Annotated in this window: 12 protein-coding genes; 8 read left to right on the plus strand and 4 right to left on the minus strand. The window is 58.3% G+C overall.

The window, feature by feature from the left end; genetic code table 11:
• The first annotated feature begins 18 nt into the window (after positions 1-18).
• Genes xdhA through soil367_RS16770 form a run of 7 tightly spaced genes read left to right on the plus strand, consistent with a single transcriptional unit; the run spans position 19 to position 8,139 of the window.
• Positions 19-1,482, plus strand: coding sequence for a xanthine dehydrogenase small subunit (gene xdhA, locus soil367_RS16740; RefSeq protein ID WP_136550171.1), 1,464 nt, complete (start codon positions 19-21; stop codon positions 1,480-1,482).
• Positions 1,475-3,829: a xanthine dehydrogenase molybdopterin binding subunit gene (xdhB, locus tag soil367_RS16745; protein ID WP_136550172.1), complete on the plus strand. Its 2,355-nt coding sequence runs from the start codon at positions 1,475-1,477 to the stop codon at positions 3,827-3,829. Before xdhA ends, xdhB begins: the two co-directional genes overlap by 8 nt.
• Positions 3,829-4,689, plus strand: coding sequence for a xanthine dehydrogenase accessory protein XdhC (xdhC, locus tag soil367_RS16750; RefSeq protein ID WP_136550173.1), 861 nt, complete (start codon positions 3,829-3,831; stop codon positions 4,687-4,689). The genes xdhB and xdhC overlap by 1 nt, the downstream gene beginning before the upstream one ends.
• Positions 4,686-5,186, plus strand: a complete 501-nt coding sequence (gene uraD, locus soil367_RS16755; protein WP_136550174.1) for a 2-oxo-4-hydroxy-4-carboxy-5-ureidoimidazoline decarboxylase — start codon at positions 4,686-4,688, stop codon at positions 5,184-5,186. The genes xdhC and uraD overlap by 4 nt, the downstream gene beginning before the upstream one ends.
• On the plus strand, positions 5,183-5,527 hold the full coding sequence (gene uraH, locus soil367_RS16760; RefSeq protein WP_136550175.1) for a hydroxyisourate hydrolase: 345 nt from the start codon (positions 5,183-5,185) through the stop codon (positions 5,525-5,527). Before uraD ends, uraH begins: the two co-directional genes overlap by 4 nt.
• Positions 5,527-6,924, plus strand: a complete 1,398-nt coding sequence (gene guaD, locus soil367_RS16765) for a guanine deaminase (RefSeq protein WP_136550176.1) — start codon at positions 5,527-5,529, stop codon at positions 6,922-6,924. Before uraH ends, guaD begins: the two co-directional genes overlap by 1 nt.
• A gap of 3 nt (positions 6,925-6,927) precedes the next feature.
• Positions 6,928-8,139: a urate hydroxylase PuuD gene (locus tag soil367_RS16770; RefSeq protein ID WP_136550177.1), complete on the plus strand. Its 1,212-nt coding sequence runs from the start codon at positions 6,928-6,930 to the stop codon at positions 8,137-8,139.
• Between the two features lie 94 nt (positions 8,140-8,233).
• Here the strand turns inward: soil367_RS16770 and soil367_RS16775 are convergent, their stop codons facing one another.
• Entirely contained in the window at positions 8,234-9,268 is a 1,035-nt protein-coding gene (locus tag soil367_RS16775; RefSeq protein WP_136550178.1) for an isopenicillin N synthase family dioxygenase, read from the minus strand.
• A gap of 555 nt (positions 9,269-9,823) precedes the next feature.
• Between soil367_RS16775 and soil367_RS16780 the strand changes: the two genes are divergently transcribed.
• Positions 9,824-11,185 carry an amidohydrolase family protein gene (locus soil367_RS16780; protein ID WP_136550179.1) on the plus strand — a complete coding sequence of 454 codons (1,362 nt, stop codon included), beginning with the start codon at positions 9,824-9,826 and terminating at the stop codon, positions 11,183-11,185.
• A gap of 53 nt (positions 11,186-11,238) precedes the next feature.
• Here soil367_RS16780 and soil367_RS16785 read toward each other — a convergent pair whose 3' ends face one another.
• From soil367_RS16785 to soil367_RS16800, 3 genes are all read right to left on the minus strand, one after another.
• On the minus strand, positions 11,239-12,306 hold the full coding sequence (locus soil367_RS16785; protein ID WP_136550180.1) for a BMP family ABC transporter substrate-binding protein: 1,068 nt from the start codon (positions 12,304-12,306) through the stop codon (positions 11,239-11,241).
• A 609-nt stretch (positions 12,307-12,915) separates the two neighbouring features.
• Complete coding sequence (locus soil367_RS16790; protein ID WP_136550181.1) at positions 12,916-13,224, minus strand: type II toxin-antitoxin system TacA family antitoxin; 309 nt, start codon at positions 13,222-13,224, stop codon at positions 12,916-12,918.
• 947 nt (positions 13,225-14,171) lie between these two features.
• Complete coding sequence (locus soil367_RS16800) at positions 14,172-14,804, minus strand: hypothetical protein (RefSeq protein ID WP_136550182.1); 633 nt, start codon at positions 14,802-14,804, stop codon at positions 14,172-14,174.
• Positions 14,805-15,292 lie beyond the last annotated feature (488 nt).

A 15,292-nucleotide genomic window follows, 5' to 3' on the forward strand; every position in this document is an offset into this window, starting at 1 on the left:
CTGGATACGGAGAGAAGCGTGATCGAATTCGTACTCAACGGACGCCCTCAAAAACTTGACCAAGTCGACCCAAACCTGAGCATTCTGGAGTGGCTACGCACCAAAATGCGGCTTACTGGCACGAAAGAGGGGTGCGCCTCCGGAGACTGCGGCGCCTGTACCGTTATCATCGGAACTCCTGACCAGTCGGGCAAATTTCAGCATGAAGCGGTAAACAGCTGTATCAGCCTTATAGGCAGCCTGCACGGGAAACAGTTGATCACCATCGAGGCCTTCAGGCAGGAGCCCGGTCATCCGGTACAGCAAACCATGATGGAACAGCACGGCGCCCAGTGCGGCTTCTGTACGCCAGGTATTGTGATGTCTCTGGTGGCGTTGCACGCCAGCGGGCAACCGGACGCCAGCAGCGAACGAGCTATCCTTGAGGCGCTCTCTGGCAACCTGTGCCGCTGCACCGGCTATCGACCGATCGTCGCTGCCGGGCGCGAGGCCTTGGTCCAGGCCTGGTCACCGGACGACGAAACACATCCGGCGGCGTGTCTGGTGCAGGAAAAACGGGCTTTGGAGGCCACCTTGAGCACTGGCGTAGGTCTGTCATTACCCGACGGGCCACGCTACGACGCGCCACAGACGCTGGACGAACTGCGGAAACTTCGCGGGCGTTTTCCCGAGGCGCGTCTGATTGCCGGGGGTACTGACCTGGCACTAGAAATCACCCAGCAGCTGAAGACCCTGGAGCACATGATCAGTGTCGAGCGGATACCGGAGCTGTCGGGCTGCCGTGTGGAAGGCGACGAGCTGGTTATCGGCGCCGCCACAACCTACCGCCGGTTCCACCGACCAATTTCGGACCGGTGGCCGGCGTTCGATGGCATGCTGAGCCGGCTAGGCTCGCTGCAGATCCGCAACCGGGGCACCGTCGGGGGCAACATTGGCAACGCGTCCCCCATTGGCGACATGCCGCCGCCGCTGATCGCGCTGGGCGCGACCTTGGTGCTGGACGGGCCTGATGGTGAACGCCGGCTGCCGTTGGAAGCGTTCTTCCTGGGTTACCGGAAGACCGACCTGCAGCCCGGCGAGTTTATTCATTCAGTGCGCGTGCCAATGGCCCAGCCGGGGCAGCGCCTGTTCATCTATAAAGTCTCCAAGCGGCTGGATGACGATATCTCCGCGGTTCTGGGCGCCTTTCAACTAACTCTTGATGGCAACGAGGTGGTGGCCTGTCGACTGGCGTTTGGCGGTATGGCGGCCACTCCAGCCCGGGCACTGGCGGCCGAAACCGCCCTGTGTGGCCAACCCTGGACCGAAGCCAGCGTTGCTCGGGCCATAGCCGCTCTGGCCTCCGATTTCCAGCCCCTGAGTGATGTGCGCGCCTCGGCGGGTTATCGCCTACAGGTGGCTGGCAACCTGTTGCGCCGGGCTCTGCTGGCGTCCGACCCCCGTCATAACGATGAACCGATGCTGGTGACCGATTATGCGTAAGCTTCCTCTGAACGTCCCCGTTCCGGCCCGCAACGCCCGCGGTCTGGCTGGTGCCAGCGCCATTCACGAAAGCGCCTGGAAACACGTCAGCGGCCAGGCCCGTTACATTGACGACCTACCCGAGCCGGAGAGCCTGCTCCATGCCGCCGTGGGTCATAGTGACCAGGCGCATGCCCGCATTGTGAGTATGGACCTGAGTGAGGTAAGCGCCTATCCGGGCGTGGTGGCGGTGATTACCGCTGCTGACGTACCCGGCCACCTGGATATAGGCCCGGTCTTTCCCGGCGACCCGGTACTGGCGGATGGCCTGGTCGAACACATCGGTCAGCCCATCTTTGCCGTGGCAGCCACCAGTCATCTGGCCGCCCGTAAAGCCGCCCGGCTGGCAAAGGTGGAATACGCAACAATGGAAGCTGCCATCACCGTCGACCAGGCCCTGGAAAAACAGCTCTTCGTGCGACCCAGCCAGACCCAACAGCGCGGTGACCCGGATGATGCCCTGGCGCGAGCGCCCCACCGCCTTCGGGGGGAGCAGTACGTCGGCGGCCAGGAGCACTTCTACCTGGAAGGTCAGGCCTGCCTGGTGGAGCCCACCGAAGACCGCGGGGTGTTCGTCCACACCTCAAGCCAGCACCCTTCGGAAGTGCAGAAGCTGGTGGCGGAAGTGCTGGGGCTGCCGATTCATGAGGTACAGGCGGAGGTGCGTCGCATGGGCGGCGGTTTTGGCGGCAAGGAAACCCAGGCGGCACCCCTGGCTTGTGTCGCCGCCCTGTTGGCCCGGGCTACCGGCAGACCCGTGAAATACCGTCTCGCCCGCGCGGATGACATGATTCAGACCGGCAAACGCCACGACTTCTACAATAAGTATGACATCGGCTTCGATGGCAACGGATTAATCCACGGCGCCGACATCATGGTGGCCGGCCGCTGCGGCTACTCGCCGGACCTCTCTGACGCTATTGTCGACCGAGCCATGTTTCACGCCGACAACGCCTACTTTCTCGACCAGGCCCGGGTCACCGGCCATCGCTGCAAAACTCATACTGTCTCCAACACAGCCTTCCGCGGTTTCGGCGGTCCCCAGGGCATGATGGTCATCGAGCAGGCGATGGATGACATTGCCAGCTACCTGGGCCGGGACCCGTTGGATATTCGCAAGCTCAACCTCTATCGGCCCGGACGGGACGTTACCCACTACGGCCAGACCGTGGAACAGCACCTGTTGCCGGAGATGGTCGACAGCCTGGAGGCCAGCTCAGATTACCGCCAGCGCCGACAGGACATTATCGACTTCAACCGCTCCAGCCCCGTACTCAAGCGTGGTATGGCACTGACCCCGGTGAAGTTCGGTATCTCCTTTACCGCCAAGCATCTGAACCAGGCCGGCGCATTGGTCCACATCTATACCGATGGCAGCATTGAGGTGAACCATGGCGGGACTGAGATGGGGCAGGGTCTCTACATCAAGGTGGCCCAGGTAGTGGCTTCCGCCTTCCAGGTGGACCTTGACCGCATAAAGGTATCCGCCACCCGCACCGACAAGGTGCCCAACACCTCACCAACCGCCGCTTCTTCCGGATCCGACCTTAATGGCATGGCTGCACTGGACGCATGCGAGAAGATTCGTGCACGGTTGACCGCCTTCGCCGCGCACCACTGGTCTGTGCCAGCGGAACAGGTTTCGTTCGTGAATAACCAGGTGGTGATAGGCAGCAAGTCCTTACCTTGGGCAGACGTGATCCGGGCGGCCTATATGAACCGCATCTCACTCTCGTCCTCCGGCTTCTACGCGACCCCCAAGATTCACTATGACCCGGCGACCGGAACGGGTCGCCCGTTTCTCTACTATGCCAATGGCGTTGCCTGCTCCGAGGTGTTGATCGACACATTCACTGGTGAATACCGCGTGCTGCGCACCGACATTCTCCAGGACGCCGGTCGATCCCTGAACCCGGAGATCGACATCGGCCAGATTGAAGGTGGCTTCATCCAAGGCATGGGCTGGCTCACCACTGAAGAACTGGTCTACAGCGATGAAGGCCGGCTACTGACCACGGGCCCGGCCACTTACAAGATACCGGCAGTGTCTGACTGTCCGCCGGACCTGCGCGTGGCATTGGTACCGGAAAGCCCGAACCGTGAAGCCACTGTGTTCCACTCCAAGGCCGTGGGTGAACCGCCGCTGATGCTGGGAATCGCTGTCTGGAGTGCGCTCAGGAATGCCGTGGCCAGCCTGACCGACTATCGCTACAGCCCGAGGCTTGACACTCCGGCGACCCCGGAACGGGTTCTGGCCGCAGTTTCTGCCAGTCAGCGTTGGCTGGACGACCAGCAGGAGCACGCGTGATGGAGCGGCGATTGAACTGGTACCAGGCTGTGGCCCATTGTGAACAGACCGGCATTCCGTATGCGCTGGTTACCATACTGGGCGTCACCGGCTCCGTGCCTCGGGAGCCGGCCAGCAAGATGGTAGTAACTGGCGACCACAGCTATGACACCGTCGGCGGCGGCCACCTGGAGTACCGTATCTGTCAGCAGGCCCGTGAGCGTCTGGCGAGGGCCGATTACACCAGCGAACTGGCTCACTTTCCCCTTGCCGCCAGCCTCGGGCAGTGTTGCGGCGGCAGTGTATCAGTCTTGCTGGAAGCTCACCCCGGCTGCGAACAACAGCTTGTGATCTTCGGCGCTGGCCATGTCGCTCGGGCGCTGGTCACCATTCTCGGCGAACTGCCCTGGCGCGTGACCTGGGTCGATGAACGGGCGGACCAGTTTCCCGCCGAGGTTCCCGCCAATGTCCACGTTCACCGCACCGATGACCCGGTCGGCGATGCACCGATGCTGTGCAGCGGCAAGCAAGTGCTGATCCTGACCCACAACCATCAGCTCGATTTTGACTTATGCCGGGCGCTGCTCGACAGCGCCACCTGTGCCGGTATCGGCCTGATCGGCTCCAACACCAAGGCAGAGCGTTTTCGTCACCGCCTGGAGCACCGCGGTTACGCCACCGCCGACATCGGCCGTATCCGCTGCCCCGTGGGCCGCGCCGACGTGCCCGGCAAGCGCCCCATGGAGGTGGCCGTATCTATCGCCTCTGAACTCCTGGCGCTGACGACCGCCACCACAGGCACCGCGCAGCGAAGGGGCCTGCCCTGGAAAGAACTGCGCGGCCTGATCCAGAAAACCGAATCCGGAGAGCGCACAGAATGAGCCTGGAAGAATTGAACGACCTGCCCGAACGCCATGCCAAAGAGGCATTCCACAACTGCTGCGCTGCCGGAACCTGGGTCCGTGGCATGGTCGATGGCCGCCCCTACTCCAACCCCACGGCCATGCTGAATCAGAGCCACGCCCTTTGGCCCAGCCTTACAGAAGAGGATTGGCTACAGGCCTTTGAAGCCCACCCCCGTATCGGCGACATAGACAGCCTGCGCCAGAAGTATGCCTCTACCCGGTCGCTGGCCAGCGGTGAACAGGCCGGAGCGCGGCAGGCCCCGGAAGAGCTCCTGCAACGGCTCAAGGTGCAAAACGATGCCTACCTGGAGAAATTTGGGTTCATCTTCATTGTCTGCGCCACCGGAAAATCAGCGGAGGAGATGCTAACCCTACTGGAAACCCGTTTGGCCAATAGCCGCAAGATGGAACTGGGGAATGCGGCCCGGGAACAGGCAAAAATCGCTGAACTGAGACTGGAGAAATTGGTATGACCGACAGGAGCCCCGTGACGACTCATATCCTCGACCTTGGTGGCGGTCGGCCGGCCGCTGGCGTGAGGGTCGCCCTGGAACAGGTGCTGGAGAACGGCGCAAAGCTCATCGCCGATGCCGCCACCGACGACGATGGCCGCCTCATGTCCTGGTTTCGTGGCCCCATCGAACGCGGCCACTACCGGCTGCGTTTCGCCACGGGCGCGTGGTACCACGCACGCAACCTGAACACCTTCTACCCGGAGGTCACCCTGGATTTCCACGTCGTCGACCCGGACGCCCACTACCACGTACCGCTCCTGATGAATCAGTGGGGCTACTCAACCTACCGGGGAAGCTGATGATCCGAACTACCGACGTCCGCTTTCCCGTCGACTGCGAGGCCCATCGCGGCGCCCTGCTACATTTTCTCGAGGATCCGGGCAATGAGCCCGAGCCGGCCCTCGGCGCGACCGAATACCTCGAAGACGGGCTGTTGCTGATACACCATGGCAAGGTCTTGGCCACAGGCCAGGCCCGGGAGCTGCTGCCCAGACTGGCGCCAACGACACCCGTGACGCACTGGCAGGAGGGGCTGATCCTCCCAGGCTTTATTGATACCCATGTCCACATGCCACAGCTGGGCGTGATGGCCAGCTATGGCACGCAACTATTAGACTGGCTTGAGACCTATACTTTTCCCCATGAGGCCCGCTTCAGCGATAGGGATTGGGCCCGGACTGAGGCTCACCGGTTTGCTGATTTGTTGCTGGCGCACGGCACTACTTCCGGTCTGGTCTTCTGTACCTCCCACGCCAATTCGGTAGAGGCCCTGTTCGAAGCGGCCGAGGCCCGCAGTATGGGGCTGACCGCTGGTAAAGTGATGATGGACCGTCACGCGCCGGACGACCTGATCGATACCCCCGAGACCAGTTACCAGGAGAGCCACCGGCTCCTGGAGAAATGGCATGGACGGGGCCGGCAACGGTATGCCATTACTCCCCGCTTTGCCGCCACGTCGAGCCCCCAACAGCTGAGTCTGGCCGGAAAACTATCCGGCGAGTTTCCGCAAGCGCTGGTGCAGACCCACTGGGCCGAGAATCTCGGGGAGATCCAATGGATCCGTGAACTGTTCCCGCAACGTGCCAGCTACCTCGACGTATACGACCACTACGGACTGCTCGGGAATCACACGGTACTCGCCCATGGCATCCACATCGACGACGGGGACCGCAAGCGGCTGAAAGAGACCGGCGCCCGCATCGCCTTCTGTCCCACCTCGAATACTTTCTTGGGCAGCGGCCTGTTCGACTTCCGACGAGCCCGGGAGGCGGGCATAAACGTCGGCCTGGCTTCGGACGTCGGTGGCGGCACCAGCCTGTCGATGCTGGCTACCATGGGCGAAGCCTATAAGGTCTGTCGTCTGCAGGGTCAGACTCTGACACCCTGGCAGGCGTTCTATCTGGCGACCCTGGGCAATGCTCGGGTGTTGCATCAGGATCACGACACCGGCAGCCTCCAGCCCGGTCGCCATGCCGACTTTGTCGTACTGGACCCGTCTCGCGGCCCTCTGTTGGCGATGAAGAAGACGCACAGCCAGACCCTGGCGGAAACGCTGTTCGATCTGATGATCCTGGGTGACGACCGCGCCGTTACCGCCACCTTTGTGGCCGGTACTTGCCAGTATCGGCGCCCGCCAGCGCCGGCGTTCCTCCCCAGCGTCGCACTCACCTCTAACTATTCCAAACAAGGAGCCTGATCCATGGCGGCCTATCTGCACGAATGGCTGGCCCTGCTGGTCCGCTGGTTTCATCTTATCGCCGGAGTCGCCTGGATCGGCGCCTCGTTCTACTTCATCTGGCTGGACAACCACTTGCGGGAGCCGCCCACGTGGAAGAAACAGAAAGGCATAAAGGGTGACCTCTGGGCCATTCATGGGGGCGGCTTCTATGAGGTTGCCAAGTACCATCTGGGGCCCGAAAAAATGCCCGGAGAACTGCACTGGTTTAAGTGGGAGGCCTACAGCACGTTCCTGAGCGGCATGGCCCTACTTTTTGTTGTGTACTATCTGGGATCGCCGGGCTATCTGCTCGATGCCGGCAAGGCCGACATAAGCATGGCCACGGCCGCCGCTATCGGCCTGGGCGTCATCGCTTTCGCGCTGGCGCTGTACGAGGGACTGATACGGAGCCCTCTGGCCCAAAACGGCAAGGCCTTCGGCCTGGTGCTTTACGCTATTTTGGTCTTCGCCGCCTGGGCCCTGTTTCAGCTGTTCTCGGGCCGGGGCGCATTCATCCACGTGGGGGCCATCATCGGCACCATAATGGTGGCCAATGTGTTCCTGGGCATCATCCCCTCCCAGCGAGCGTTGGTAGACTCAGTGACCCAGGGTGGCGAACCGGATCCCAAGGTGGCCCGGTTGGCGGCTTTGGCCAAGCTGCGCTCTACCCACAATAATTATCTGACGCTGCCCGTGTTGTTCATCATGATCAGCAACCACTACCCGATGCTTTACAGTCACCCCTGGGGCTGGGCGATCCTGGCAGCGATCGGTTTTATCACCGCTTTCGCTCGTCACTTTTTCAACCTCAGGCATCGCGGCGTCAACCGCCCGTCGATTCTCGTTGTATCAGCCTGCTTGGCGGCGGCGTTAATCTGGTTTGTCGCCCCAGATACGGGAGCTGGGGCAAGTACGGCAAATGCTGTGACCCGGATCTCCGACACGACCGTCACCCAAATACTGGAAAAACACTGCACCAGCTGCCATAGCAGTCAGCCGTCACACCCAGCCTTCCAGGCCGCGCCGGCTGGCATCGTGCTGGATGAACTGTCCATGCTCGACAGTCATGGGGCTCAGGTACGCCAAGCGGCCGTGGTCACCCATTACATGCCCTTGGGCAATACCACCAGCATGTCCGAGGAAGAGCGACAACAGCTTGGCCAGTGGTTGATAAGCCGGCAGCAGTCAAAATAATCGGCTACAAAACGCCGTGGTTTGATTCTCAACGCCGAAGGGAGGAAAGAACAAAGCAGTAGGCCCCAAACGAGGGGGCCACTGTAAATGGATCCTACTGCTTCTGCGACTCGGCCTTTTCTGCAGCCGCGTCAAAGTTCGCTTTGATCCGCTGCAACAGGTAATCCCGGGCGGAAATGGGCGGGTATTTGCCCTGCGGACTTTCGATCATGACGTCCTTGTTGGCCTGGCAGAAGAAAGCCAGGCTGTAGCGAGAGCCGTTGTATTCGCCCGGTCTGGGCATTCGCACGCGGTGGAGGGTGGACTTGAGGCGGTCATCGCTCCACCGCATCAGCATGTCGCCGATGTTGCAGGTAATCAGGTCGTCTTTCGGCAGCACACTGAACCATTCCCGTTCATCGCCCTTTCCTTCTGCATCCTTTCCCGGGCTCACCTGTAGCCCGCCCTGGCCCGTTTGCTGGAAGACCATGGTGAGACAGTCAAAATCGGTATGCGCGCCAGCCCGCCAGATGGATTCATCCAGCCCAGCCTCATCCGCCAAGGGCAGATAATGGAGTAGCCGAAGGGTGCTTTGGTAGTCCGGCAGGGCCCGATCATGAGCCTGCGTGAAGAAATCTCGCGCAAATCCCAGGCGGTCTGCAAAGCAGGACAGCACCTTCATGCCCAGCTGCCAAGCCTGATACTCCATATCCAGCATTACTCTGTGAAACTCCGGCACGATTGTCTGGTTGGGCCAGAGGTCGTCCATGTGCGGCAAGGTAATTTGGAAGGACTCCTTCTGGTCAGCTGTGCCGGTAGAGGGCCGCACCTGGGACATAAATTCCCAGCCGGCATTGAGGCCTTTTTTCAGCGGATACTGCGACTTCTGACCTTCTGGGAGTTCAAAAAAGCGCTCTGATACCTGGAACGCTTTACGAACTACCGCCAGTTCCAGTCCGTGGTTGGCCAACTGGAAGAAGCCTACCTCGGTGGCAGCAATCCATAGCTGCTCAGTAATCTCTTGTCGACGGTGCTCGAAGTCGGTGAGGTCAATCACCGGTACGTCACGGTCGATTTCCTTTCCCATACCGCCAAAAGTGGTTTCCAGGTTGAGTTCTTTCAGGTCGTATTTCTTGGTAGTGGTGGTCATCAATGCCTCCCAGGCAGAACATTCTGAGGGATTAGGACCGGACAGGATGGGGCGAGCACTACCATGGCGGCCGCGAAAGCCATTGCCTCGATGTCGCCAACCGCCGTCCGGCCGACAACTGAGCAATGACCCGAAACTACCGCAAGCACGGCAGGTTCCTGACTGCTTCTACTCAGACTGGGCGGCTGCAAAAAAGAACAGCCACACTTACACCAAGCAGCCTTTGTGCCAGCGTGACAGCAATCTGTGAATCGCGGTCGATCAATTCGTTGCCTCCGATTCGGTTTTTCGTCCGGCTCGAGTACGTACCTAAGCAGTGCATTTTTACCCTCACGGGCACCGCTACGGTGCAGAAGACATCTTCAGGGCGAGCGCCGAAACAGGATTGACCACATGGTCAAAAATGGAAGGATTTTTGCATTGGTGGGATGCCCGCTGTGCGTATATCAAACGTTTTACATCACGACCTCATGTGTCTAAGCACTTGCAACAAGAGTAGAAGCGGTCAGGAGCAAGACTCCGGGACATTGCTCTTTCTCACACCAGGAGCAGCCTGTGAATTATCTGATCCAGAACGCGACGGCCATTTTTTCCGCCAGCCACGCCAAAGCAACCGACATCCGCATCACTGACGGGCGTATTGCCGAGCTCGGCCGGGACCTCAACATGAGCCCCACCGCTCCGGAAACAACTATCAACGCCCAGGGCTGTGTTATCTGGCCGGGGCTGGTTAACACACACCACCACCTGGCCCAGTCAGTCATGAAGGGTGTGCCGGCGGGTCTTAACCAAACCCTGGGGGATTGGCTCGGCAGCGTGCCCTATCGGTTCTGGCCAAAGGTGACGCCAGATTTGATGTATCACGCCGCCCGCCTGGGGCTGTATGAGATGATACGTTCTGGCGCAACCACCTGCGCCGACCATCATTACCTTTACCACAGCACCACCCCACCAGAGCTGGAAGATGCGGTCTGGCAGGCCGCCGATGAGCTGGGAATCCGCCTGGTTCTATGCCGGGGCAGCGCGACGGAACAGGGTAGTCATGAGGGCATGATCGAACACAACATCGAGCCGGAGACCCTTGATCAGGTCATCAACAGGCTTGACGCCACTCGCAAAAAACACCACCAACCCGGGGCGGACGCCATGAAGAAGCTGGTGGTTGCCCCAACCAGTCTGATCCACTCCAGCTCGCCAGAAGGACTCAAGGTCCAGGCCCAGTGGGCGCGCGAACAGGGCCTGCGACTCCACTCACACCTGCTGGAAGTATTTTCAGATGAGGAACAGGCCCGCCGGAAATACGGCATGAGCGCCATTGATTACGCCGAGTCCTGTGACTGGCTAGGGCCGGACGTCTGGTTTGCCCATCTGGTCCACAGTGACGACCACGCGATCGAGCGGCTCGCAGCCAGCGGAACCGGCATCGCCCACTGCCCAACATCCAACTGTCGGCTGGGCAGCGGTATTGCTCCGGCCGTCGCGATGGCCCGAGCAGGGGTACCTGTTTCACTAGCGGTGGACGGTTCGGCCTCGGCCGAGTCGGGCTCGCTGCTGCAAGAACTGAATCTGGCCTGGTTGATCCACCGGGCCGTGCATGGCCCGGAGGCAACCACCCTGGAGACGGTCCTTGACTGGGGCTCAAGGGGCGGTGCGCAGATTCTGGGGCTGACGGATGTTGGCAGTCTGGAGGTGGGCAAAGCTGCCGATCTGGTGCTCTACGACATAGACCAGCCGCGCTTCGCCGGGGTCCATGACCCACTGCTGGCACCGCTCATGTGTGGAGAACCGGTTCAGGTGCGGGATAGTTTCGTGCAGGGCCGCCCTGTGGTGAAAGACGGTGTGATGGGAAACCTGGACATTGACGAACTGACCCGGAACGTACGATCTAGCGTGGCAAAGTTACTCAGCAACGCCTGACTGAGCCTTCAAGGCGAGAGGCGAGCCTGAAGATGCCCCTCGCCGCCCACCGTTTACTGCGGTATATTCGCTGTCATCCCTTCTACGTACCAGTCCATGCCCGCCAGCTCTTCCTGGGTCATGGTGGAGCCTTCCGCAACCCGCAGTTTGCCGGACTGGTCTTTCAATGGCCCGGTGAAAGGATGAAGCTCACCACTGCCAATGGACTCGATTACCGCATCCACCTTGGACCTCTGCTCATCCGTCAGGCGATCGCTGATTCCGACAATCTGGATCACATCGTCGGAAATGCCGCCCCAGTAATCTCCCGACTTCCAGGTATCGTCCATGGCGGCCTGCACAGTGTCGATGTAATACGGTGCCCAATCGTTTACCACAGAAAGCAAGTGGGCTTCGCCGCCGAATTTACGCATGTCGGAAGCCTGCCCAACGCCCCAGTTGCCGCGTTTCTGGGCTGCCAACAAGGGCGCCGGGCTATCCGTATGCTGGACGATTACGTCGGCCCCCTGGTCCATCAGGGCATTTGCCGCATCCGCCTCCTTTGCCGGGTCGAACCAAGTATTGGCCCAGACTACTTTGAGCTCAATGTCCGGGTTGACCTCTTTTGCCCCCAGATACACAGCATTGATATCGCGAATCACCTCCGGAATAGGAAATGACGCGATATAGCCCAGCGTGTCGGTTTCTGTAACCAGGCCGGCAGCAACACCGGTGACGTAGCGCCCCTCGTAAGTCACAGACAAGTAAGTGCCCAGGTTATCGTCTTGCTTGTAGCCAGTTGCGTGCAGGAAGGTAATGTCGGGGTACTGTTCGGCAACGCGGGCCGTCGGATTCATGAAGCCGAAAGAGGTCGTGAATATGACATCGTTACCCGCCTGGGCCAACCGACGGATTGTGCGCTCTGCATCTGCACCCTCACTGACATTCTCAACATACGTTGTCTCCACCTTGTCGCCGAAGTGCTCTTCCAGGGCAAGGCGCCCCTGGTCGTGCTGGTAACTCCAGCCGTGGTCTCCAATGGGGCCAACATATACAAAGCCGACTTTCATCGGATCCTCGGCCATGGCCGGTAGTGGCAAGGTAAGTGCAACAGCTAGTGCCAGACTGCATTTTAAGCTCATGTAGCTTTCTCCTGAACAATTTGAACGCGGACTACTTCCGCTTGAACGGACCACAGACCGGTGGCAGCAAAAAGCTGGCCAAATGCTCAGGAATTTCACTTAACTGTTTTTGTTGAGTATTTAATTGGAGGTAAACAGCAACTGAAAAATTAGGCACTGTTTTGGCGCAGTATTCGTTGGAAGGCGAGGAAAGGAGAGCAATTCTGTACGGCCAGCGTTGCCGCAAGTCCAATTGTCGGGGCTCATTTCAGAGCTCGACGTATTTTCAAGTGATAGTACTTTTTTTAGTTCAGCGTAGCCATCCGACCAACACCTTGCCAAGGTCAATCCAACCTGAACCCGAAAGCAAACCCATGATCAAACATTTGCTGCGGCAGGAATAATATCGGCAACAGCACGCCGAGAACGGCTACAGTTAGGCCCAGTTTCGTCATCGCCACAAGGAATGGCTCGGTCGTTATCAATGCAGCATGCGTCAGTCATACCGCGCCACGCGCTTTCTGTTGGAGATCTTACAGCTGCAGCAAAGATGGGTGTATCCTCATGACGCTATAGTGCAATTGCTACTAGAAACTCCGCTCAAACAATACCCGCGACAAATGGCGACCATCAGGCGTTTTTTAGAACACGCCGCTCTTTAAAGTCATGTGCTAGCTTCTGGTGCTCCAGCGCAGCTTCTCGGAGGGTCGCGTTAATAGGTTCGGGGTTTTCCAATAGCTCCAGCATTCGATCCGCGCTTTTTCTCCCGACCTTAACCTGAGGTGCCTGGCGTTCCGTTTCGATAGCTTCTTTCCTAGCAGCGTAGACCAAAAACTGATTTACACTACGGCCAGTCAGCTCCGCCGCTCGTGCAATGAGAATTCGAGTTTCTTCGTCAAAACGCACAACTATGCGAGTATTCTTATCGCAAGAAGTCATAATTTTACCCGTACAAACATGGCCAAAGAGAGGAGTCGAGTGCACCCGTGCCCTTCAAAAATGCACGCTTTCGACTATCCATTGTGTTTCATATCGACGGCCTATGCTACTTGGCCGGACAGAGATAAATGGATAGAGCATGACGATAGAGATTCGAATATCGACTACAGTTGGGGCTTGCCACTTCTGATTCCGTTTTATCAAATCTGCAAACCTACGGCCTGGACCTGGTCCTGCCCAAATACCTCGTCCGGATCTATACAAAGCGAGACGCCTACGGAAATATCGCTCGTCGACATTGAGACCTTGAGCAGCCGACAGCTCTAGGCCTGGCCCGGCTTGGCTTGGGTTTACACGTTAGTACGCAAATAAAGCGTAACTACGCTTTATTTGCGTAAAGATGCGTAAGTCTAAAATCATTGAAGGGGCGTTATATGTCGACGCCGACTGAGCCCCTTTGGGGTTAAAACGCCGAAGTAAAACTGACCCCCTGAGCTCGTTTATTATAGCGTTTTTGCAGTTTTTGCCTGGGCACCGCCCGCCTTTCGTTGTCCTCCAACCGGTAGCTTTCGCCATTGATCTGCCCAATGTGGGCATGGTGTAGTGGTCGACTAAGCCCGGACAATAACAGCGAACGGCAACGCGGAGTCAGTTACCGGCGGGCATCCCACTCTGTAACGATTCTTCCTCACCCTCGACGTTATTGCCATGGATCCCCTTCAACAGACCTTTAGCCGCGCCCTTGCGCTGTATGACGATAGTGATCACGCCTCTCCGATCAGCAAAACTCTCACACTCATCGCCAGGCTGAATGCCAGCTAAAGCCACACTTCCAGAGATAGAGTTATTCTTCGCTTTCGGCGGACGACTGACATTTGGTGCCCCAACCATTTCTTGGGTTCGGGTCGTACGACAGCTAACTTGCGGCCTCGGAGATGAAATTACCACTAACCGCTCGAAGTTTCCCGCATCAGCTTGAGTACCGGTTCTACGTCCAAACCTTCGACTAGCCAATCACGAGGGCAGAGTGTTGTTTCGGTCTCAAGATCTACATGCTTACTGAGCATAATTCGCGACAGGATCATTGGTGCGATCGAAGCGCCAGCGACGGAGAGCAAAGGCTTTAAATGGGGTACGGTTCCTGAACCAATAAACTGCCACCGAGGGAAGAACCATGGGCCAGCGCCCAGCTGAAATGTATGCAATATCGGATCAGTTTGGGTTGCAAGCGCCTCGGCTTCATCAGTCGAGACTTGGAGCAGATATGCAGTTTGGGTTATGTCGTAACATTGGCTTAGGAATTGTCGGCCTTCTTCGATGAGACCTCGCAAGTTCGCGTAATGTACCAGACAGAAGTCTTCCTCATCGTCCAGGCCATAAGCACCCCCAGCTCGAAGGACCTCAATCTCAGTCGGTGTTAGCTCGTAGAAGCTCCGCTCACTTTTCAATGGATCTAATTCAGGTAGCGGAAGAGTTCCGCCTTGCAGAGCTCGCATGTAGTCTGCCGACATACCGAGTTCAACCATAAGCTGTATATCAGCTTTATTAACATCAACACTGCTTAACCTGGCTTCCATCATCGCTATCCAACTGAAAAGTTTTATCGCCCCCACCATGGTCGCAGTGTTTTGACGCGCATGCACTTTGATTAGATAACGCGCTGTGCCTCCGCTGATCCGAGAACGTGGCTATAGCTGGACATCGAGTTCGATGACGGCGCCCTTCCTGAGACTCGCGCACATTCGCTTTCATTGCCACTTTTTTCCGCTAAACCACTTAACTCTTACAGCTACTTTGTCCGATTTTACGTATGTTAGTACCTAACACTTTAATGCTAGATACAAGTGCGGATTTTAATTAAAATCAGTGGGTCAACAGCAATTGAGGCAGCGCTCAACTGTCCGATTCCAAGCCACTAAAAACCGAACGCATCTGTGCCCAAAAACGGCGTTAATTGGCTATATTATTGTTCTAATGGGTGTTTCGAAAGCGCTACCCGTCAGCCTTAACCTGCTGATTCATAGCGTTTACCCCACTTTTCCCCATTTAAAAACGACTCTAAAAGTTG

It is taken from the genome of Hydrocarboniclastica marina (genome assembly GCF_004851605.1).
Classification (GTDB): Bacteria; Pseudomonadota; Gammaproteobacteria; order Pseudomonadales; family Oleiphilaceae; genus Hydrocarboniclastica; species Hydrocarboniclastica marina.